This is a genomic window from Photobacterium sp. Hal280, from assembly GCF_037162255.1.
Lineage (GTDB): Bacteria > Pseudomonadota > Gammaproteobacteria > Enterobacterales > Vibrionaceae > Photobacterium.
Genome location: NZ_JARLUO010000005.1, coordinates 1,150,664 through 1,170,694 on the forward strand (window position 1 = coordinate 1,150,664; position 20,031 = coordinate 1,170,694).

16 protein-coding genes and 2 pseudogenes are annotated in these 20,031 nt (G+C 52.3%); 14 read left to right on the forward strand and 4 right to left on the reverse strand.

Annotation, left to right across the window (positions count from 1 at the left end):
- Nucleotides 1-107: 107 nt before the first annotated feature.
- The 10 genes and pseudogenes from P4S53_RS14750 to P4S53_RS14795 all read left to right on the forward strand — a co-directional run bounded on the left by P4S53_RS14750 (nucleotide 108) and on the right by P4S53_RS14795 (nucleotide 9,272).
- Nucleotides 108-605 (forward strand): hypothetical protein, encoded by a 498-nt coding sequence (locus P4S53_RS14750; protein WP_337113236.1) that lies wholly within the window; start codon nucleotides 108-110, stop codon nucleotides 603-605.
- A 346-nt stretch (nucleotides 606-951) separates the two neighbouring features.
- Nucleotides 952-1,749, forward strand: a complete 798-nt coding sequence (locus P4S53_RS14755; RefSeq protein WP_337113237.1) for a transporter substrate-binding domain-containing protein — start codon at nucleotides 952-954, stop codon at nucleotides 1,747-1,749.
- Between the two features lie 78 nt (nucleotides 1,750-1,827).
- Nucleotides 1,828-2,775: an amino acid ABC transporter permease gene (locus P4S53_RS14760; RefSeq protein WP_337113238.1), complete on the forward strand. Its 948-nt coding sequence runs from the start codon at nucleotides 1,828-1,830 to the stop codon at nucleotides 2,773-2,775.
- A gap of 19 nt (nucleotides 2,776-2,794) precedes the next feature.
- Nucleotides 2,795-3,520 (forward strand): amino acid ABC transporter ATP-binding protein, encoded by a 726-nt coding sequence (locus P4S53_RS14765; protein WP_337114497.1) that lies wholly within the window; start codon nucleotides 2,795-2,797, stop codon nucleotides 3,518-3,520.
- A 289-nt stretch (nucleotides 3,521-3,809) separates the two neighbouring features.
- The gene (locus P4S53_RS14770; RefSeq protein ID WP_337113239.1) at nucleotides 3,810-5,996 is read left to right on the forward strand and encodes a methyl-accepting chemotaxis protein; all 2,187 of its coding nucleotides are present in this window, start codon (nucleotides 3,810-3,812) and stop codon (nucleotides 5,994-5,996) included.
- A gap of 77 nt (nucleotides 5,997-6,073) precedes the next feature.
- Nucleotides 6,074-6,814, forward strand: coding sequence for a 5-oxoprolinase subunit PxpA (locus P4S53_RS14775; protein ID WP_337113240.1), 741 nt, complete (start codon nucleotides 6,074-6,076; stop codon nucleotides 6,812-6,814).
- Complete coding sequence (gene pxpB / locus P4S53_RS14780; protein ID WP_337113241.1) at nucleotides 6,811-7,509, forward strand: 5-oxoprolinase subunit PxpB; 699 nt, start codon at nucleotides 6,811-6,813, stop codon at nucleotides 7,507-7,509. Before P4S53_RS14775 ends, pxpB begins: the two co-directional genes overlap by 4 nt.
- Nucleotides 7,491-8,417 (forward strand): biotin-dependent carboxyltransferase family protein, encoded by a 927-nt coding sequence (locus P4S53_RS14785; RefSeq protein ID WP_337113242.1) that lies wholly within the window; start codon nucleotides 7,491-7,493, stop codon nucleotides 8,415-8,417. The genes pxpB and P4S53_RS14785 overlap by 19 nt, the downstream gene beginning before the upstream one ends.
- Before the next feature lie 51 nt (nucleotides 8,418-8,468).
- A complete protein-coding gene (locus P4S53_RS14790; protein ID WP_337113243.1) occupies nucleotides 8,469-9,029 on the forward strand; it encodes a gamma-glutamylcyclotransferase family protein in 561 nt (186 codons plus the stop codon).
- A pseudogene (locus tag P4S53_RS14795) lies at nucleotides 9,022-9,272 on the forward strand (hypothetical protein). The gene P4S53_RS14790 and the pseudogene P4S53_RS14795 overlap by 8 nt, the downstream one beginning before the upstream one ends.
- A gap of 14 nt (nucleotides 9,273-9,286) precedes the next feature.
- Here P4S53_RS14795 and P4S53_RS14800 read toward each other — a convergent pair.
- Nucleotides 9,287-10,069, reverse strand: coding sequence for a DUF3108 domain-containing protein (locus P4S53_RS14800; protein ID WP_337113244.1), 783 nt, complete (start codon nucleotides 10,067-10,069; stop codon nucleotides 9,287-9,289).
- Nucleotides 10,070-10,548: 479 nt separating this feature from the next.
- Here P4S53_RS14800 and P4S53_RS14805 point away from each other — a divergent pair, with 479 nt between their 5' ends.
- Both P4S53_RS14805 and P4S53_RS14810 read left to right on the forward strand, forming a co-directional pair.
- Nucleotides 10,549-10,767: a hypothetical protein gene (locus P4S53_RS14805; RefSeq protein ID WP_337113245.1), complete on the forward strand. Its 219-nt coding sequence runs from the start codon at nucleotides 10,549-10,551 to the stop codon at nucleotides 10,765-10,767.
- 162 nt (nucleotides 10,768-10,929) lie between these two features.
- The gene (locus P4S53_RS14810) at nucleotides 10,930-11,406 is read left to right on the forward strand and encodes a DUF2947 domain-containing protein (RefSeq protein ID WP_337113246.1); all 477 of its coding nucleotides are present in this window, start codon (nucleotides 10,930-10,932) and stop codon (nucleotides 11,404-11,406) included.
- 96 nt (nucleotides 11,407-11,502) lie between these two features.
- Here the strand turns inward: P4S53_RS14810 and P4S53_RS14815 are convergent, their stop codons facing one another.
- Nucleotides 11,503-12,294: a pirin family protein gene (locus tag P4S53_RS14815; protein ID WP_337113247.1), complete on the reverse strand. Its 792-nt coding sequence runs from the start codon at nucleotides 12,292-12,294 to the stop codon at nucleotides 11,503-11,505.
- Between the two features lie 176 nt (nucleotides 12,295-12,470).
- The gene (locus P4S53_RS14820; RefSeq protein ID WP_337113248.1) at nucleotides 12,471-14,129 is read right to left on the reverse strand and encodes a VRR-NUC domain-containing protein; all 1,659 of its coding nucleotides are present in this window, start codon (nucleotides 14,127-14,129) and stop codon (nucleotides 12,471-12,473) included.
- 237 nt (nucleotides 14,130-14,366) lie between these two features.
- On the opposite strand from P4S53_RS14820, the gene P4S53_RS14825 reads away from it, so the two are divergent.
- A complete protein-coding gene (locus P4S53_RS14825; protein ID WP_337113249.1) occupies nucleotides 14,367-15,830 on the forward strand; it encodes a bifunctional NUDIX hydrolase/phosphatase PAP2 family protein in 1,464 nt (487 codons plus the stop codon).
- Between the two features lie 178 nt (nucleotides 15,831-16,008).
- A pseudogene (ydiJ, locus tag P4S53_RS14830) lies at nucleotides 16,009-19,067 on the forward strand (D-2-hydroxyglutarate dehydrogenase YdiJ).
- A gap of 59 nt (nucleotides 19,068-19,126) precedes the next feature.
- Here the strand turns inward: ydiJ and P4S53_RS14835 are convergent.
- Nucleotides 19,127-19,981, reverse strand: a complete 855-nt coding sequence (locus P4S53_RS14835) for a UDP-2,3-diacylglucosamine diphosphatase (protein WP_337113250.1) — start codon at nucleotides 19,979-19,981, stop codon at nucleotides 19,127-19,129.
- Between the last annotated feature and the right edge of the window lie 50 nt (nucleotides 19,982-20,031).

A 20,031-nucleotide genomic window follows, 5' to 3' on the forward strand; every position in this document is an offset into this window, starting at 1 on the left:
GAACAGCCTCCCAGCGCACCTGCTTTCATTTGCACTGCTCATCACTCGCGTTAAGATATGCAACACACTTTTATTTGCTGATTCAGCATCGTTCCGGAAGAGTTCATATGAAAAAGGCACTGTCCAGCCTGATGACTTTATTGATGCTTCAGGGTTGTGCCGGCTATGTCGGGGGCGACCTGGAAGATGTCGTGGTTGATACCTATCTGGATCAATGCCGGTATTCGCCCACCTATTACGAAATGAAAGTGTACACCGATGCGAAGAATGACTACGCGGATGAAAACATCTCCGGCATGATTGCGACTTATACCTTAGGATTATTTCCAACCTACTGGCTGTCTGAAGTGCGCAGTAAAGTCACGATTGAAGGTGAGGGGAAAGCGATTTATTCCAGAGAAGATGTCAGTCGTATTCATACTTTCTATGGGTTTTTATGGCTGCTGTTTTTAAGTGATGACAGTGTCAATGCGCTGCGGGCGGATGAAGGTTCAGGTTTGCGTGTTATTGAAGGTATACAGGACAGGGCCGTGGCGAAAACGCTGAATGAAATGCCGGACAGCATTGATATTAATGAACTGTGTGTCACATATCTGGATTTATAATATTTTTGCTTATCTGTCTGCCGTATCGGTAGGTTTTCCTGTTACCTGTGGTGTTAAATTTGTTAATAATGAGCCCACTGTCAAATAATCAACTAAAATATCATCCATCGTAATTGGCTGTGACTGCCGAGATCTGTGCTGCCTGCACAGGTTCTGGTCGTGATTTGGTGCTGATTAATGCCGTAAATGTGATTATTTATGCCATGAAGTGGCAGGAAATTGACATTTACCCTGATTGTTTTCTGTTCAATCTCAATTGAGTTTGCAAGATTTAATTTGCTATAACCATCCTCGTATCAGTTCGATACATCAGCATTTTGATAACGATAAGGATACAAGGATGTCTATGCGTAAATTCGTAAGCGGTATTGTGGCAGCCTGTGCATTGTTAGGCACGTCAGTGTCTGCCACTGCTGGCCCGGTCATGGATGATATTGTGAAAACCGGCGAGCTTCGCGTGTGTTTTGACGCAGGTTATATGCCGTTTGAAATGAAAAGCAAAAACGGCTCTTTTGTCGGTTTTGATATTGATATCGGTAAAATGATGGCCCGCCAGATGGGCGTGAAATATGTGCCGGTCAACACAGCCTGGGACGGTATTATTCCCACGCTTCTGACCGGTAAGTGCCATATCATCAATGCGGGTATGACCATCAACGCGCAACGTAATATGCGCGTAAACTTCGCAGAACCCTACATCATTGTGGGTCAGACAATTCTGCTCAATCCTGAGCTTGAAGGGAAGATCAAAAGCTACAAAGATCTGAACGACAGCAAATACACCATTGCGACTAAGCTTGGCACCACAGGCGAGCAAGCGATCAAGCGTATGATCAGCAAAGCGAAGCTCAATGTGTTTGAAACCCAGTCTGATGCCGTGCTGGAAGTGGCGAACGGCAAAGCGGATGCCTTTATTTACGACATGCCGTTTAACGCCATTTATGCTTCGCAGAACACAGGCAAAGTGGTCCACCTTGAGCAGCCATTCACCTATGAGCCATTAGGCTGGGCGGTCGCCCAGGGCGATATGGATATGCTGAACTTCCTTAATAACTTCCTGCGTCAGATCAAAGGCGACGGAACCTATGAGCGTATCTACGACAAGTGGTTTAAAGACAACAGCTGGCTGAGCCAGGTGCAATAAAACCAATCACGGCTGGCCGCTGAGCCAGCCGTGCATTCCCGCTGTTTTCTCATTCCGACACGCCTAAGGAAGAAGTATATGATTAGGACGTCTAACCGGTGGCTCTGGCAAACTGTATTTGTCGTCATCCTGGCGCTGCTGATGACGGGGCTGTATCAGGCTTCGCAAAGCATTAATTACAACTGGCAATGGCACCGTGTCTTGCCATTTATCGTGGATACCACCCCGAAAGAGTTCAGGGCGCAGGGGGATGGTACGGTTCAGATTAACGCTGATCACTCAATCACCATCAACCTTGACTACAGTGATGTGCCTCAGCAGATCCCCGCGTATGATGCCCGCCTGGTGCAACAGGGCGATCTGGTATTTGAAGGGGATGTGGTTGCAAGCAGTGATCAGTGGACGATTGGCCCGGTCACGCTGGGCTTGTGGGTGACACTGAAAATCTCGGTACTCTCACTGTTCTTCGCTATTATTCTGGGCCTGATGGCAGGGTTGATGCGGATATCCCATAACCCGGTGACCAAAAATCTGGCTTTCCTGTACGTCGAAATTATCCGTGGCACCCCCTTACTGGTACAAATTTTTATCGTGTACTTTTTCCTGGGGACGATTTTCGAGCTGGAGCGTTTTACTGCGGGTGTGGTGGCGCTGTCCATTTTCACCGGCGCTTACATTGCGGAAATTATCCGCGCCGGTATTCAGTCGATTCCGCCCGGGCAGATGGAAGCGGCCCGTTCGCTGGGCATGAGTTATCCCAAGGCAATGATGTATGTCATCCTGCCGCAGGCCTTTAAGCGCACGCTGCCGCCGATGGCAGGCCAGTTAATTACGCTGATCAAAGACTCCTCTCTGGTATCGGTTATCTCGATCACCGATTTGACCAAGGCAGGCCGCGAGGTTATCAGCGGCAGTTTCGCCACGTTTGAGGTGTGGTTTGTGGTGGCAGGACTGTATCTGCTGCTGACGACCAGCCTGTCGTGGGCCGTACAGCGAATTGAGAAGAGGTTGGCGAGCAGTGACTAATACATATCAGGGCGACAACATGATCGTCGCCGACAAGGTCAATAAAATTTACCCCAATCTGTGCCATGCCCTGAAAGATGTCAGTGCAACGGTGAAACGTGGCGAGGTCGTGGTGATCATCGGGCCGTCCGGCTCAGGTAAATCCACCTTTCTGCGCACGCTGAACCAGCTGGAAGTGATTACCTCAGGTCAGATTGAGATTGATGGCATGAACATGTACGCCAAAAGCACCAATATCAACGAATTGCGTGCAAATGTTGGCATGGTATTTCAGTCGTTTAACCTGTTTCCCCATAAAACGGTGAAAGGCAATGTGATGCTGGCACCGCAGAAAGTCAGGGGACGCACGAAAGCGGATATCGAACCGGAAGCCGAAAAACTGCTCAAGCGGGTCGGCCTGGCGGATAAGATGAATGTTTATCCGTCGCAGTTATCCGGCGGTCAGCAACAGCGGGTTGCCATTGCCCGCGCTCTGGCCATGCGGCCGGACGTGATGCTGTTCGATGAACCTACCTCCGCGCTCGATCCTGAAATGGTCGGCGAGGTACTGGATGTGATGAAAGATCTGGCCGCAGAAGGCATGACCATGGTGGTGGTCACGCACGAAATGGGCTTTGCCCGTGAAGTGGCCGATCGGGTGCTGTTCATGGAAGACGGTGAGTTGCTGGTCAGTGATTCGCCCGAGAACATTTTTGACTCGCCCAAGCATCCGCGGCTGGCCCAGTTCCTGTCAAAAATTCTCTAGCAGGCACACATTTCTCTTCACCTGTGTAAGACCAGAGGCAGACTCAGTGAGTCTGCCTTTCTATTTCTATCATCTTTTTAGTTCCGCCATAAAATCATGGCATTGCACCTGAATGATGCACATTTTTCCCTGTTGAACCCGACTGGTGTATTGGCTGCGCAAATAGTGAGCAATTCCCGCCTGAGACAATCGATTGCAGTGGCACTGAAATTGCAGCCAGTCGATATAAACAACAATAAGTGACGACAGACACGACACATAAAAATGCGAGATGCAGGGAGTTTGCACAATGGATTTGTCCGCTCAGGAAAAACATTGGTTACCCGTTTGGGGACGTACGGGAAAACTGGCCATGCGACGGGCTTGCTGGCTCAACCGCAAGCGTCAGGATGATTTGCAACAAACCTTCACCAGTGTGGCACTCACACGGGTGAGAATTTTAGAAACCTGGGTGGAGAACCAATGGCTGTTCTTACAGGATGCGGCCTTGTATCTGGCCACCAAACCCGAAGCAGAACGCGATGACGCGTTGCGCAGGCTCAAAGGACGGGCGGCGCACTTCTCTGAGTTGTTTATCACGGACAGCCATGGCCTGATCAGCACTTCGACCCATCAGCGACACAAAGGGCAGACCCTGGTGGCGCAGCAGGCGCTGCAGCACGGGCTCAGGGCGCGTTTTCTGCATGGCCCTTATGTTGATCCGGTCACAGAGCAGCTGGGCCGCACCACTTCGTCTTTTCATGATGCAGTGACCCTGATGTTCTATCAGCCGGTCGCTGTCACTCAGGCAGACGGCACCACTCAGGTGCAGGGATGTTTGTGTGCCAGGCTGCCCAATGATGTCATCAGTGATTTAATCCAGCGCGAAGCCGGACATATTTATCCTGAATCGGGCGATAACTATATTTTTATGGTGAAGTCTGCGTTCGACCCGCAACTGCTGCCGGGCACGGCGCTGTCACGCTCTCGCTTTGAAGACGATACCTTCTCTCACGGCGAAAACCTGAAATCCGGGATTCACACCCAGTACGGCACGGTCAGGGTCAACCGGCATACTGAGTTTGAAATCCGCTTTACCGATCCGGCCACCGGAGAGCTGCATCCCGGGGTCAGGGAAACCATCCGGCACGGACAAAATCTGTTCGTGTCCTATCCCGGCTACTCAGACTATCGCCACATACCTGTGATCGGCAAAGGGGTGACTTTTCAGTTGCCGGGTTCGCCGGATCGCTGGGGCATGATGTGCGAAGCGGATCTGGAGGAAGTGTATCGTCACCGATCCTTGCATTACCGGCTCAGCAACACCTTTTTCATGTGCAGTGCGGCCGCGATTTTCTTCCCGATGCTGATGAGTGTTGTTTTCGGACTGGGCACATTCGCTCAGGCTGGATTGGGCGTGCTGACCGCCTTGCTGAGCTTGCTGGTATTTCGCCTGACGGCTTCGGGTCCGCTGGTCAAGCAAATGCAGGAAATGACGTCAGTGATTCAGGCGCTTGCGGAAGGCGACGGGAATTTGCAGCAGCGATTGAATGCCGAGCGCTTTAAACCCGATGAAACCGGTGAAATGGGGCGCTGGATCAACAGTTTCATCGACAACCTGGACGGGGTGATCAGTGAAATGATCCACGCGGCGAATGAAGTGCGGGAAGTCAGTGAGTCCATGCTTCGCCGGTGCGAGCGGATGGACGGCGCGGCGAATGACACCTCAAGCGCGATTGCCGCGATGCTGAATCTGGCGGGCAGTCAGCAGAGTGATATCAGCTCGGCATCGGTGTCGGCGCATCAGATGCAGGATGTCATGCACCTGGTGGTGGTGGAAGCGGAGCAGGAGTACCAGCAGGCGTTAGCCAATACCAATAATATCAAAGGCGTGGTTGAGCGCTCAGCACAGAGTGTGAACGGGGTGAATAACGAAATGAGCCAGATTGGCGATATCGTCAAACTGATCACCGACATCACGGCGCAAACCAATCTGCTGGCTCTGAATGCGGCGATTGAAGCGGCGAGGGCAGGCGACCATGGCCGGGGTTTTTCTGTGGTGGCGGATGAAGTGCGTCAGCTGGCAAGCCGCACCTCAGAGGCGGCGAATCATATCGGTGCGTTAATGGAAAAACTGCGCCTTGAATCGGCGGCGGCCGTGCAGTCGATGGAGCAGGGCATCCGGGATGTGGAGCAGAGCGCGGTGGTGATTGATGCCGGAGAGCGAAACAAGCAGATGCGGCAGGCGGTGGAAGCCATGTTTGAGGTGATCAACCAATTGGCAGGCAACAGCGAGCGCCATCACGACACGGCCCAGGCCGCCCAGCATTCCACCGAGCTGCTGACCCGCTCGTCACAGCAGCTCAGTCGCCGGACTGTGCTGGTTCAGAATGCCATTTCCCGGTTGCGCCAGATGGTCGACAGGTTCGAAGTCAGCTCGGGCGCTGATGTCAGACATGTGCCTGATCGGTTGCCGGGTCACAGAACAAATGGGTGAATGGCGGTGAATCTTTGACAAACTCGTTATAATTGAATCAGGTAGGATGATGATATCAACGAGTGCTAAGGATTCGCATGAAACTGAACTGTGATATGGGTGAAAGTTACGGAAGCTGGCAAATGGGCGATGACAAGGCCGTCATGCCCTGGGTGGATATGGCAAATATTGCCTGCGGCTTCCATGCTTCTGACCCGGACATTATGTCTGATACCGTGGCCTGTGCAGTGAAACATCAGGTGATGGTCGGTGCGCACCCGGGTTACGACGATAAGCCGGGTTTTGGCCGGCGCAGTATTCCGCACAGTCCCACGGCCATCACCCATCTGGTGGCCTATCAGACCGGCGCTCTGGATGCTGTCTGTCAGTTGCACGGCACCAGCGTGTCTTATGTCAAACCGCACGGCGCGCTGTATCACGACATGATGGCCAAACCTGAGGTGCTGAACGCCATTCTGCAGGCGCTCGCCGCCATGAACCGGCTGCGGTCATCACCGCTGAGCCTGATGGTGCTGGCCAGAGCAGACAACAGCGAGACAGAAAGCGCCGCGCAGGCATTCGGTGTGCCCTTGCTGTTCGAAGCCTTTGCCGACCGGGCTTATGATGAGGCCGGTAATCTGGTCGCGCGCAGCCAGCCGGGCGCTGTACATCATGATCCGGCCAGAATTCAGCAGCAGGCCCTGGAGCTGGCCTCAGGCACAGTGACCACTCACAACGGAGCTGTGCTGGCGCTGCATGCCGATACCTTATGCGTACACGGGGACAACCCGGAATCGATCGCGACCATCGCTGACATCAGAAAGGCGATGGCGCTATGATTCGTTTTGATTCCGTGTCGGAAACCTGCCTGATGGTTCATCTGGCTGATGAGATAGATCTGAGCCTTACCCCTTTGATAGGAAGGCTGGTCAGTCAGCTTCAGGCCGATTTTCCGTATCAGCTGATTGACATTGTGCCTTCTTACACCTCGATCCTGATTCATTTTCATCCGGATCAGATTAGCGAACGGCTGCTCAGGGAACGCATCAGCCTCTGTCACAGCCAATGGCAGGATAAACCGGTCGAGACTGTGGGTCAGGTGATCGAACTGCCGGTTTTTTATCATCCGGATGTTGGCCCGGATCTGTTACCCCTCGCTGAAGCCAAAGGACTGAGTGTGGAACAGGTGATTGCGTTGCACAGCCAGCAAACTTATACCGTGTGTGCCATTGGTTTTGCACCGGGTTTTGCGTTTCTCGCCAGTGTTGACGAAGCCATTGCCATGCCGCGTCATGCCGAGCCCAGACTGAGTCTGGCGCCGGGCAGTGTCGGGATCGCCAATCGCCAGACGGCCGTTTATCCGGCACAGTCACCCGGCGGCTGGCAAATTATCGGGAACTGTCCAAAGCCATTATTCAATCCGGAACGGGAGCCGATGACGCCTTTCAATGTCGGCGATCAGGTTTGTTTTCAGCCCGTAGACCGATCAACCTTTAAGTCGCTGGGAGGGAAGATATGGCCACACTGGAAGTAATACGGCCCGGGACGCTGACACTGGTTCAGGATGCGGGGCGTTTGGGCGTGGCCAGCCATGGCCTGAGCCAGGGCGGGGCGGCGGATATGCATGCTTACTGCTGGGCCAATTACCTGCTGGGCAACCCGATGGGCTGCGCGCAACTGGAAATCACACTGGGTCAGGCCAGCTTTAAAGCCCATGCCGATATCGAATGCGCCCTGACGGGGGCAGAAATGCAGGCCAGTCTGGATGGCGAACCTGTGTATACCTGGAAGACCTTTATGATGCGAAAAGGGCAGACACTGCAGCTGGGTTATGCCCGTTCGGGGCTGCGTGCGTATCTGGCTGTTCAGGGTGGCATTCACACGCCAAGCGTGCTCGGCAGCCGGTCAACCGTTGTACGTAATCAGATAGGCGGCGTGGAAGGGCGCCCGCTACAAACAGGCGACAAGTTACCGATTCAGGCCAGCTTAGTGCGGTTTAGTCCGCGTTATGTACCGCCTCGTTTCATTCCCGATTATGACAAGCCGATTGAACTGCATCTGCTGGCCTCGTCCCAGTGGGATTATTTTTCGCCGGAAGCCCGAAACCAGTTTTTCGATAACCATTACCATGTCAAGCCGGAGAGTGACCGGATGGGATGCCGCCTGGAAGGGAATGCCATACTCGGCGGCCCGTCGGGCATTGTCTCAGAAGGCATTGCGCTGGGCGCGGTACAGATCCCGCCCAATGGTCAGCCGATTGTGCTGCTCAACGACCGGCAAACGTTAGGCGGTTACCCGAAACTCGGCTGCGTTGCCAGAATCGATCTTCCCCGGCTGGCACAGGCACGTCCCGGAAAAGACATCCGATTTATTCGTGGCGATTTGGTATCATTGCGAAAAGCCTGGCAGCGTTTCTCGCACTTTTTCGGCTTGCCTTATTAGGCATCCCAGACCGGCCAGGTCGTTCATCCGGTAATTTCGAGGGAGGAAACCATGTTTATCTTCGGCTACGGTAGCTTAATCAATCGCGCATCGCGCCAACGGACCGGTCAGACAGGACAGGCGGTTCCGGCTGTGGTTGAGGGCTTGCAGCGTCATTGGGGCAAAGTCGATGGCAGTTATGCCATCTCGCCTTTGGTTGCCTCGCTGGGCGAAGGCCGTTGTAACGGCGTGCTGCTGAAAGTGGAAGATAACACACTAGCGCATTTTGACCGCCGGGAGCGGGGTTACACCCGGGTGGAAGTGGATCCGTCACTGATCACTCACAATGGCACCCTGCAATTCGATGCGCCTGTCTGGGTGTATGTGAAAGCCAACCCGGCGCCTCCCTGCATCAATCAACCTATTATGCAGACCTACGTAGACACAGTGCTGGCGGGATGTCTGAGCATTTCCGATGCGTTTGCCAAGACGTTTATTGAAACCACGTTCGGCTGGCACCATCCGCTGGAAAATGATCGTCACTCACCCAAATATGGCAATCTGGCCGGGGTGGAAGATGTGCATCTTCCAGTGATTGACCGCTTGATCTCTCCGGCACGGAACCATGGCTAAGCCCAATAAGAAAGGGCCGGACACCACAGTTGAGATTTTCTGCAGTCAGTGCCGCACGCTGCTGTTGAAGTATCGTAAAGGGGGAAGGGCGCATTGGTGAAGTGTTTCAAAGAAAGAATCGTGAAAGATTTTACGCTTTCCCCCTGCCAGTGCCCGAATTGTGAGCAGGTTTTTGCCCGCGACACCCTGATACGAGGGACGCCTGCCTTGAAAATGATTGGCGGCAAAGCATTTCAGAAATAGTCGTCACCCGCAGGCTATTTCTGACCGGCAGTTGTATTGACTGTCATTTCATCCAGGTTATTGCTGAAATAGCTCTGCGGGCAAACTTCCCGTTTGGTGCGCAGCACAGCTTTCAGGTCCAAAATTTTACGTTTATACGTGCCGCGTACCAGCTGATAATCCAAATCCGGAGAGAACCAGAGATTGACTTCGCGGTCGGGCTTCTTGATTTGCTCGACCCGTATGGTCTCGACATTCCCGTAATTGGTTTGCAGTTTTTCTCTGCCTGCCACCCTGAAGAAGTAATGACTCACATCATCGGATTCTTGCATCTTGAAATCAAAGGTCTGCTTGCCCTGAATCAGATTTAACCGCATCTGGCTGGCAACAGCTTCAACATCCAGCAACGGCAGATCATTGCTGTTAAAACTGAGTTTTTCTCCGTCATTGATGATATTTGAATGTGTTCCGTCTTGATTGAATTCTCCCCGGGTTGTACCGTCAAGCAGTCCTGTAATGTTGCGGTTGAATGACTGGGTCAGAAAAGAGTCTTTGACATCAGACCAGACAACCCGCGTTTGTTGCTGATAATGGGTTTTCGCCACGATGGCTGAAAGACGGGCGGTGGAACGAACATTCACTTGCTGATTGTTTTCCCAGTTTAATTTGCGTTCAAAATAGCCGATTTTATGGCTGCCGTAGAAGAGATCGTAGGTCAGCGTTTTCACGCACTGATGCCACTCAACGGGTGGGGAAGCCATCAGGTTAGAAGATGCCAGACAAAGTGGCAGCAATGCAGACAGAGTAAGTCTTTTCACGAAACCTCCCCAGAGTGGTACTTAGCCCGATAATCAGGCCTATTTAAGCGTAACCAATATGTCTGGTTATGTTAATTGAACTGTACAAGTAATCCATAGATGAGACACTTATTTTTAGCCGGTTGCGGCGGTGGCTGCTACTGTTGCACGCTAAGTGTCTGGTTTTCCGGTAAAGCTTGCCTGATAAAGTGTCTTCGCAGCCTATCTGAATGATGAAGTTTTTATGTCATTTCTCAGTCAGTAAATTCAGTGGCTTACCGTTATTGTTCGGTGTCGCTGGCAAGAAAGCATCCACGATGGCTGCATAATTGATTGATTTCTGGTGAGTCATTTTTCCGGCCTTAGCAAACCAATGTGACAACCTGATGTCGGAAATTTGACGCTTCTGGGATGGGAACCTATGTTTTATGGGCCCTTGAGGTACATCACTTGTCAAAAGTGAGCATTGTTAAGGTTCAATCCATGAGCAGGAGGACAGGATGAAAAAGGCAAATGGTGTCTATCGGCTGCAGATCATAAAGGAGGTCGCGATAAGAAAGCAGCTGGAAGGCAGCAGTGATCCCATGGCAAACCATATCCACCAGTTACTGGAATCCCGGTCGGCGGATTCCCATAGCGAAGAAACACACCTTTTCAGTGGTAACCACTATGATGACCAGGCGGGTGGCTGGATCAGTAATTTCTGGAACGCTAAGTAACCGGAATGCGTGAGTGACGTGACCGGGTCAGGCCTGCATGGATCTGACCCTTGTCGGTTCCGGGCGCGACGACCGGGAATCTTTCTCATCAATCGCCTGGTTCTGGCATCAAAGCCTTATCTGCGGTACATTTCCCGGTCTCACTTTATTCTGAATCAGATAATGCATTACATCGACATCAACTCTTATACCCGTAAATGGATTTTCACGCATGCTTCTATGCCGGTCCCGGCTGAGGATCTGGTACAGATTAAGCCTCTGTCCCAGGCCAGATCGGCCACGTTATGGCGTGAGCACATCAGCAGCCAAAGCCCGGATTCGGATCACTTCGGCAAAGGCGACTGGGCCGGCGAAGAGAAAAACTGGACAGAGACTGTTGAGTGGCAAGCTGCGTGGGATGACGATGAACCGGCATTACCTGAGGCGTTAGCGGACTTCCTTGACTGGGAAGACAATACCCCCGTCTATTTTTGTTATGAAAAATATAACCTGATTGAGACCAGTTGGGGGGTGTTTAAGCGTCACTGGAAAAACTTTCTGTTTTTTGATGACGGTCCCTTACTGATTGCCAGAAAGAAAACCCAGGCCGTGTGGTTTCATTCAAACGGTACCTGCAAGATAGGCCACAGAAGCGCTTAGACAACAGCGCGCAGTTAGCATCACCTGACTATGAGTCGCACGGTCAAAGAAGGGCGGGCTGTATCAGCAGAGCAGGCAGAAACACTGATGACCTGCTCAAGAACTGATTTCAGAACCGACTTTTCCACCCATCAGTTTGGTGATGTTGTCACAGGCCAGATGCATATTTTCCTGATTGGAATGCACCGAAGCCCCGGAGCTGAGCAAAGGTTGCTTGAGCGGCTGGCCTAACACCAGAAATAAGCGGGCCCCTTTCTGGCTGGTTTTGATATGTATGGGTAAAGCGGACGGTTTTAGTATTCCCATTTGCTGCGGATAAAGCTGGTTTGCGCCTATGTATACCGATCCTGAACGCAGATAGACAAAACCGGCGACCAACGCTTCATCCGGCTCCCAGTACCAGCCACCGTAAGGCGAAATCATAATATCCAGGTAAGTCACAGGTATGCTGGAAGCGATGGGGCTGATGGCTTCTTTGTACTGACCGATCAGCACCTTGGTTGTCGCATCTGTTTCTTCAACCAGTGGCAGGTTCTGGGTGCAAGCATACTGGCTGGAGGCATCGGCCATTTCCTGCTCCCCGGCCGGTAAAGCGGTCCAGAGCGCGAAGGATTCAGCACGGCCGCCCAGAGGTTGCATGGTATCTTTGTGTACCACACCGTTGCCGGAGGTCATGATCTGAAGATCGCCGGTCTGCATTGTCACAGTGCAGCCGCAGGAATCGATATGATGCAGCGTACCCGTTACCGGGTAACTGAACGCTTCAATGCCGGAATGACCGTGATAGTCGAGCCCGGTTTCTTGTTTGATGCCATTGGCGTCAAAATGATCCCAGAGCACAAAAGGGTTGAGTTCAGTAAGATTATCGCGGTAAATGTAAGCAGTCATGGGCCCGGATTTCCGACCGTAGCGGACTTTATTGATTGTTCTCGTCGCTTGCATGATCGCCACCCACTGTTCTGTACTTCTTGTGATTAGAGCTTAGCTTATACTCTCAGTAAACGACTATTTGAACCCTTTTGTTTTCTAAAAATTGACGTCATTTTTACCATCCTTGATTCAGTTCACACTTGCCAGACAACATGGCTCACTCTGGCATCCAGTCCCAATTGCTGAAACAGCCGCAGCCAGCGCTTCTGATTGGCCTGCAGGGTGTCACCCGGCCCTTTCACTTCGACCCACTGAATCTGACCGTTTTTGAACATCACTAAATCAGGCTGGCCGCTGCGATTGTGGCGTGGATCGAACAACAGGCGCGACAGCATGGCATACAGTTGCTCGCCGTTTAAGCAAGACACAGTCTCTTCAATCAGTGCCGGCGTCAGAATGGCCCAGTTTACCCAGTCGTTCGTGATGCCTTGCTTTTGCTGAAAAACAGTCAGCCAGTGGTTCCAGCTTTCTGTGCGGATTGCTGTGAGCCGGGTTGTGAGCATGTCTCGCCGTCGCTCTGAAAATTCACTGTGGTACATATCGCGAGGCGCCCGCTGGAAGGGGTTAAGAAAGGCCCCGGCAACAGGGGCAAAAATAATGTCCCAGAATGCCAGGCCAAACAACCCGCCAATCAGGGCATTTTCGGTGTAGTGAACACGCCATCCCGCTTGCCGGTAATGGTTAGCGACGGCTAACTCGACACGCTCTTCACTGACCGCCAGGGTGAGTGTCTCCAGCGTAAAAGTGTCTTTGGCTGGCGGGGTCACCGGCAGGTTCAGAGTACGGCTGAGCTTATGCGCCAGGCGTTGCCCGACTTCAGCTTCCTCCTCATTAAAGGGCGCTGACAGCATTTGCTGGCAGATTGCCAGCGCAGTATGGTGGCGCTGCAGTTTGTCTAGTATCCGCACCCGGCGTTCACGACTGGGTGGCAGCGCACTCTGGCTAAACAGAAACAACGCCAGATCATATTGCCCCAGGCGTTCAAGATCCCGGGCAACCCGGTTGAATAATCGTTGCCGTCGCCGCTCCAGCGGCGGCCATGTGCAGGGGCCGGGCAGACGACGGGTAAACTGCCGTACTGCCTGAGCTTCTTTGCTGAGCGAAAGCGGTTCGTATTTGTCCGCTAAGGCTTCAAGGGACAGCCACTCCAGGATGTGCTGTCGCTGCTGAAATAAGCGGGTTGTTACGTCGATCTGATAGTTTTCAAAGGTATGCAGACCTAAATCAGTCAGCACAAACTGGCTTAAATCCTGATACTGGTTGCCAAAAAACAATAGTAAGAAGGTCGTCAGATGCGTCTGATGTTCAACATGGACGATGGATTCGCTGAATACCGATATGGCCGGTGACATGGCAAGTATGGCAGCGGTGAGATCCGCTTTTCTGGCTTGCTTTAACGCTGGACCATTCGTGGGCACATCAGGACCGTGTGTCTCGCTGAAGATTTGAAGCAGTTCGGGTTTGGTGAATAAATCCAAAATCTCATCCACAGGCCAGTTTGCTTCATTGCAGGTAATCAATTTGTTGCTCAGAAGCTCCCCAATGGCGTTATCTGTATTCCGGATTTCAGGGTAGCTGAGTTTGGTGACGCGAAAGTATCTGCCCTTGCGGGACAACATTCGGATATATAATTGTTTGGCATCGGGCGTCAGCCGGGAGTAAGTATTCAGCCACCAGTGCTCGCTATGGCTTAATAAGTCATGATATTGCTGCCGGACACTGCGCAGCAGGAGATCAAAGTTGTGGCGGTAATAATCCGGCGCCAGCACTGGTGGCGTATTTTGAGTCATCATTGTCTTAATGGCTGATTGGATGCGCTGTATTGTGGAAATTTCTCACGTTGCGGTAAAGCTCTGATACCAGAAACAATAAAATGAAATTAACATAACATGATCATTTATGGCATTTTAATGGTCGCATATACTCCGTATTGATAAACTTGCCACAGGTAATCGTTTAAAAATGAAAGGTTTTCAGTGATCAGACTGCGTGCTCATTTTTCGTCTGTTTTTATTATGCTCGCGCTTACCGTGTTCACTTCTCTTTTTGCTTCCCTTTCGTGGAATGTGCATGCCGAAGAAGCGAACAAGCAGCGCATTGTTTCTGTTGAACCACATGACGAACAGCCTGCCAATCTTGTCGGGGCGGCGTGTGTGATCCGGCATGGCAAGCAGATGGTCATGGTGTCTGAAATTATTTCTCAGAAGCTTTCTATCCCGGGCGGTTATATTGACAATCTGGACACTGCCAGTGAGGCTGCCCGCAGAGAAGCACTGGAAGAAACCGGATTGAATGTCGACGTGGTCAGGCTGTTGCAATACAGAGGCCGAGCCGCCATTTTTGCCTGCGTGACAACAGAGCCCATTCTGGTTGCAAAGTCAGAAACCAGCGAGCAGCGTCAGCAGATTGCAGCCTGGCAAGCGGCGGATTTCAGTCGGGAAATTCAAGCTGTCTATCTGGTATCGCCCTTGTCTGTGCGGGACACTGAGTATCGCTTTCCCGAAGATACGACCTACTTATATCAGTGGATGATGGAAACGCCGGAAAGTGAGGCTGTGTTTTATACCGATATCAGTGACCGGGCAAGCCAATTGCATCAGAATGAACTGGATCTGCTCAAGGCCTTGAAGCGCTGGGGGAACAACCTGCCGGATGCCGTCAAAATTGTGCTGGACTGTTTGATGTGGCTGCTGAACCTTTCCGGTGAATACTGGTTCGTGTTCTTGCTTGTTGCTGTCATCGCTGCCTTATTCGGGCCGACTGTGATGTTACAGCTGCTTGCCGCCACTGTGTTGACTATTCTGGTTTCCACTTGCCTGAAACAAATTTTCTACCTGCCGCGTCCATTCTATCTGGTGCCGGTATTGCAAAACGGCAATGCCTACGGATTCAGTTTTCCGAGCGGGCATACCTTACTGGCCACTGTCATCTGGGGAATGTTCTGGATGAAGCTGTGCGCAGGAAAATCATGGCTGCGTGTCTGGGGAGGATTATTGCTGGTGACGTGTCTGATCATCGGTCAGGCAATTGCCCGTGTTTGGTTTGGCGTGCATTTTATTTCCGATACCATCGCGGCAATCCTGATTGGCATTGCGCTGCTGGCTCTGTTCTCCCGGCTGATCACGCCGGCTTCCATAAGGGGGAAGGCGGTATGGCTGGGGATGACTGTCCTCACCGGGGTGGCGGCCGGTTTGACCTTGCTGCCGGCACATACCTATTTGTTTGCGATCTCGCTGGGAGTGTTCCTCAGTCTGGATGCCTTACCGAAAGCCAGCCTGACTCTGTCTGTGTCCCGGCATATTGCGGTGGCTCTGGTGCTGTTGGCGGGTTCCGGCGCGATCGCTTACTTCTCTGCTGTGATCACCAGTTTCTCCACTGTCAGTCTGATCACGCTGGGAATGCGTGCCACAGGTGCATTTTTGCTGGCGGTCTGGCTGGTGGCTGGCTCATCCTTCATGCTGAAATTACTGGCTGACCCGGAAACGACACCCTGAAGCTCTGGCGGGGTGGCTAGAGCAAACAGAAACCTGTCAGTAAGCTGTGCCTGACACTTTGTTTCATGACTTGAGTGCGGTAAAGTGAGCGCAAACGATTATATCAAACAGGCATAATAGTCTGGATTAATATGGAGCCAGTGAAAGCAGGATCGCTGAATACTGGACAAGGAGAGCAATGTTACCCGCACTGACGTTTGAGAACAGTATCGATGAGATCGTACTGTCGTATCTGGATGCGCTGGAAAATGCAGGATTTTCCGGCGATGTTGAACGCACCTATGCCAGCCGTCTGGCTGTCGCAACCGATAATAGTATTTATCAGCAATTACCTCAGGCTGTCGTCTTTCCTAAATCTGTGGATGATTTGGTGCTGGTCGGAAAAGTGGGCCAGCAGCCTGCTTTTCAGCAGGTCAGTTTTTCTCCACGCGGGGGCGGTACCGGCACCAACGGTCAGTCGCTGACACCGGGTATCGTCGTTGACCTTTCGCGTCACATGAACCAGATTCTTGAGATCAACCCGCAGGAAGGCTGGGTCAGAGTGCAGACCGGTGTGGTCAAAGATCAGCTCAATGACGCGCTACGTCCTCATGGTTTCTTTTTTCTCCCGATTTATCCACCAGTAACCGGGCGACCATTGGCGGTATGGTCAATACCGACGCGTCCGGTCAGGGATCGCTGCAATACGGTAAAACCTCAGATCACGTCCTGGCACTGAAAGCGGTACTGGTGGATGGCTCTGTGCTGGATACCGAACCTTTGACGCAAGACGGGTTGTCGCGGCTAGCGCAGCAACAAGGCCAGGTCGCTGAAGCCATCAGTGTGGCAGCGAATGTGTGCCGTGAAAAGCGTCAGCAAATTCTGGATAAATTCCCGCCACTGAACCGCTTTCTGACCGGCTACGATCTGAAAAATGTGTTCAACGATGCGCTGACGCATTTTGATCCGGCACGTCTGCTGTGCGGCGCCGAGGGCTCACTGGCCTTTATCGCCGAAGCCAAACTCAATATCACCCCGATTCCGAAAGCCCGGGCACTGGTGAACATTAAATACGACAGCTTTGACGCGGCGCTGCGCAATGCACCTGTGATGGTGGAAGCCAAGGCACTGTCGGTTGAAACCGTGGATTCAAAAGTTCTCAATCTTGCCCGCCAGGATATTGTCTGGCATACCGTCAGCGATTTGATCACCGATGTGCCGGGTAAGGATATGCAGGGGATCAATATCGTTGAGTTTGCCGGCAATGATGTTGAGTTGATTCAACAGCAGGTGCAACAGCTGAGCGAGCGCCTGGAAAATTTAATCGGCCAGCAGGGGATTATCGGTTTTCAGGTTTGTCACGATCTGGACAGCATCAACAAGATCTACAACATGCGCAAAAAAGCCGTGGGTCTGTTAGGGGCTGCTAAAGGCTGGCAGAAACCGATTCCTTTTGCCGAAGATACCTGTGTGCCACCGGAAAATCTGGCTGATTTCATTGTTGAGTTTCGTCAGTTGCTGGATGAGAAACAGCTGCATTACGGCATGTTTGGTCATGTGGATGCCGGTGTCTTGCATGTGCGTCCTGCGCTGGACATGTGCGATCCGGCGCAAGAAAAAATGATGAAGGAAATCTCCGATCAGGTGGTCGCTCTGGTCGCCAAATACGGCGGTCTGATGTGGGGTGAGCACGGTAAAGGCTACCGTTCTGAGTACGGACCTGAGTTCTTCGGTGAAGAACTGTTTACTGAGCTGCGCCGCATCAAGGCGGCTTTTGACCCGCACAACCGGCTGAACCCGGGTAAGATCTGCACGCCACTAGAGAGCGATGCCGAACTGGTGAAAGTGGATGGCGTAAAGCGGGGTTATTTTGACCGTCAGATCCCGGTGAAAGTCAGAGACAGCTTCAAGCAGGCGATGGAGTGCAACGGCAACGGCTTGTGTTTTAACTACGACACCAGCTCACCGATGTGCCCGTCGATGAAAGTCAGCGCCGACCGCCGCCACTCGCCGAAAGGCCGGGCCGGACTGGTTCGCGAATGGCTGCGTTTGCTGGCTGATCAGGGTGTGGACCCGGTCAGACTTGAACAGGACTTGATGGACAAGTCGCCGACGGTGAAGCAAATCATCGATCGCTTCCGCAATACCTTCGGACCACAGCGTAAAGCGTACGATTATTCGCACGAAGTGATGGAAGCTATGAACGGCTGTCTGGCGTGTAAAGCCTGTGCCAGTCAGTGTCCGATCAAGGTGGATGTGCCGAGTTTCCGTTCGCGTTTTATCAACATGTACTACAGCCGTTATCAGCGTCCTGCCAAAGACTACCTGGTCGGCTACGTGGAGAGCTATCTGCCGGTGATGGCCAAAGCCCCGTCACTGGTCAATGCCGTAATGCGGCCCGGCTGGTCAAAATCTTTGACGGCGAAAGTGCTCGGCTATGTGGATATGCCTGAACTGTCAGTGCCAACGCTGATGCAGGGACTGGCGGGCAGTCATGCAACCCGCTTCGACCTTCAGTGGCTGCAGGCTTTGTCTGAAAAAGAACGCCAGCAGTATGTGCTGATTGTTCAGGACCCGTTCACCAGCTACTACGATGCGGAAGTGGTGCGCGACTTTGTCCACCTGATTGAAAAGCTCGGTAAGAAACCTATGCTGGTGCCGTTTAAGCCCAACGGCAAGGCGCAGCATGTGAAAGGTTTCCTGCGTCAGTTTGCCAAAACAGCGAAAAACACCGCCGACTTCCTCAATCAGTTGGATCAGCTGGGCATGCCTATGGTCGGTGTCGATCCGGCCTTGGTGCTCTGTTATCGCGATGAATACAATGAAATGCTGGGTGATAAGCGCGGTGATTTCAAAGTCATGACAGCCCATGAATGGCTGACGCCATTGCTGAGTGAACAAGCTCCGCTTGCGCCGCGCAATGACAGTGAGTGGTACTTGTTCGCCCACTGTACCGAGAAAACCAAAATGCCCAATGCTGAGAAAGAGTGGGCAGCAATCTTCCGTCATTTCGGTGCCAGCATGAAAGCTGTGTCTGTCGGCTGTTGTGGTATGGCGGGGACTTTTGGTCACGAGAAAGATAAGCTGGAGACGTCGAAAGGGGTGTTTAACCTCAGCTGGCAGCCGAACCTGGCGCAGTTGGATGGCGACCGCTGTATGGCAACCGGCTATTCGTGCCGCAGCCAGGTCAAGCGTTTTGAGCACATTCAGATGAAGCACCCGGTTCAGGTGTTATTACGTTTGGTGAATACAGCCTGATAGCAGGCTGTCTGCAATCAACAGAGTTACGGCGGAGCGCTCAGGCCACCGCCGTTTTTTCAGGCCACTTTTTCTTTCTGCTTCTCTTTTTGTTTCTCTTTCGCTTTCTCTTTGTCAAACAGAGGGGTGATCTGGGGATTGACCTTAAACCGTTCCGTGCTGTTGAGGCATTTAGCCTGTTCCGTCCATTGAATCAGTTCGATCACGCCGTCATGGTGCTCGGCCAGAAAGGTGCAGTTTTCGATCCAGTCCCCGTCATTGAGGTATACGACGCCATCCTGTTCGGTAATTTCCGGATGGTGTATGTGGCCGCAGACAATGGCATCGACGTCTTTGTGCTTGGCCATCGTGACAGCGGCATGGCGAAATCTGGCTATCGCCAGGTTGGCCTTTTCCACTTTGATCTTGAGGTAACTGGCCAGAGACCAGTAGGGTTGCCGGGTGAAGCGGCGGTAGTTGTTTAACCAGCGATTTAAGAATAACAGGAAATCGTATCCGGCATCGCCCAGTAAGGAGGTCAGTTTGCTGTGGCATACCATGCTGTCGAATTCATCGCCATGAAGCGCAAGAATGCGGTTGCCGTTTGCGCTGGTGTGAATGTAGTTGTGTGCCAGTTCAACATGGCCAAGATTAAACTGAATAAATTTGCGGATGGCTTCGTCGTGGTTGCCCGGAATATAAATGATCCGGCATCCCTGATCCGCTTGCTCCAGTAACAGGCGGACAGCTTTGGTGTGGCTTTCCGGCCAGTGAAACCGCGATTTCAGCGACCAGAGATCAACGATGTCACCAACCAGTATCAGGGTGTCGGCCTGATAGCGGGATAAAAAATCCAACAGATAGTCGACCTTACAATCCCTGTTCCCTAAGTGGATGTCGGATAACCAGAGTGTACGATAGGTACGTTTTCCCATAGTCGATTCAACCCTTATATCAAGGTATCAGTGTCAGAAATAAGACTAGT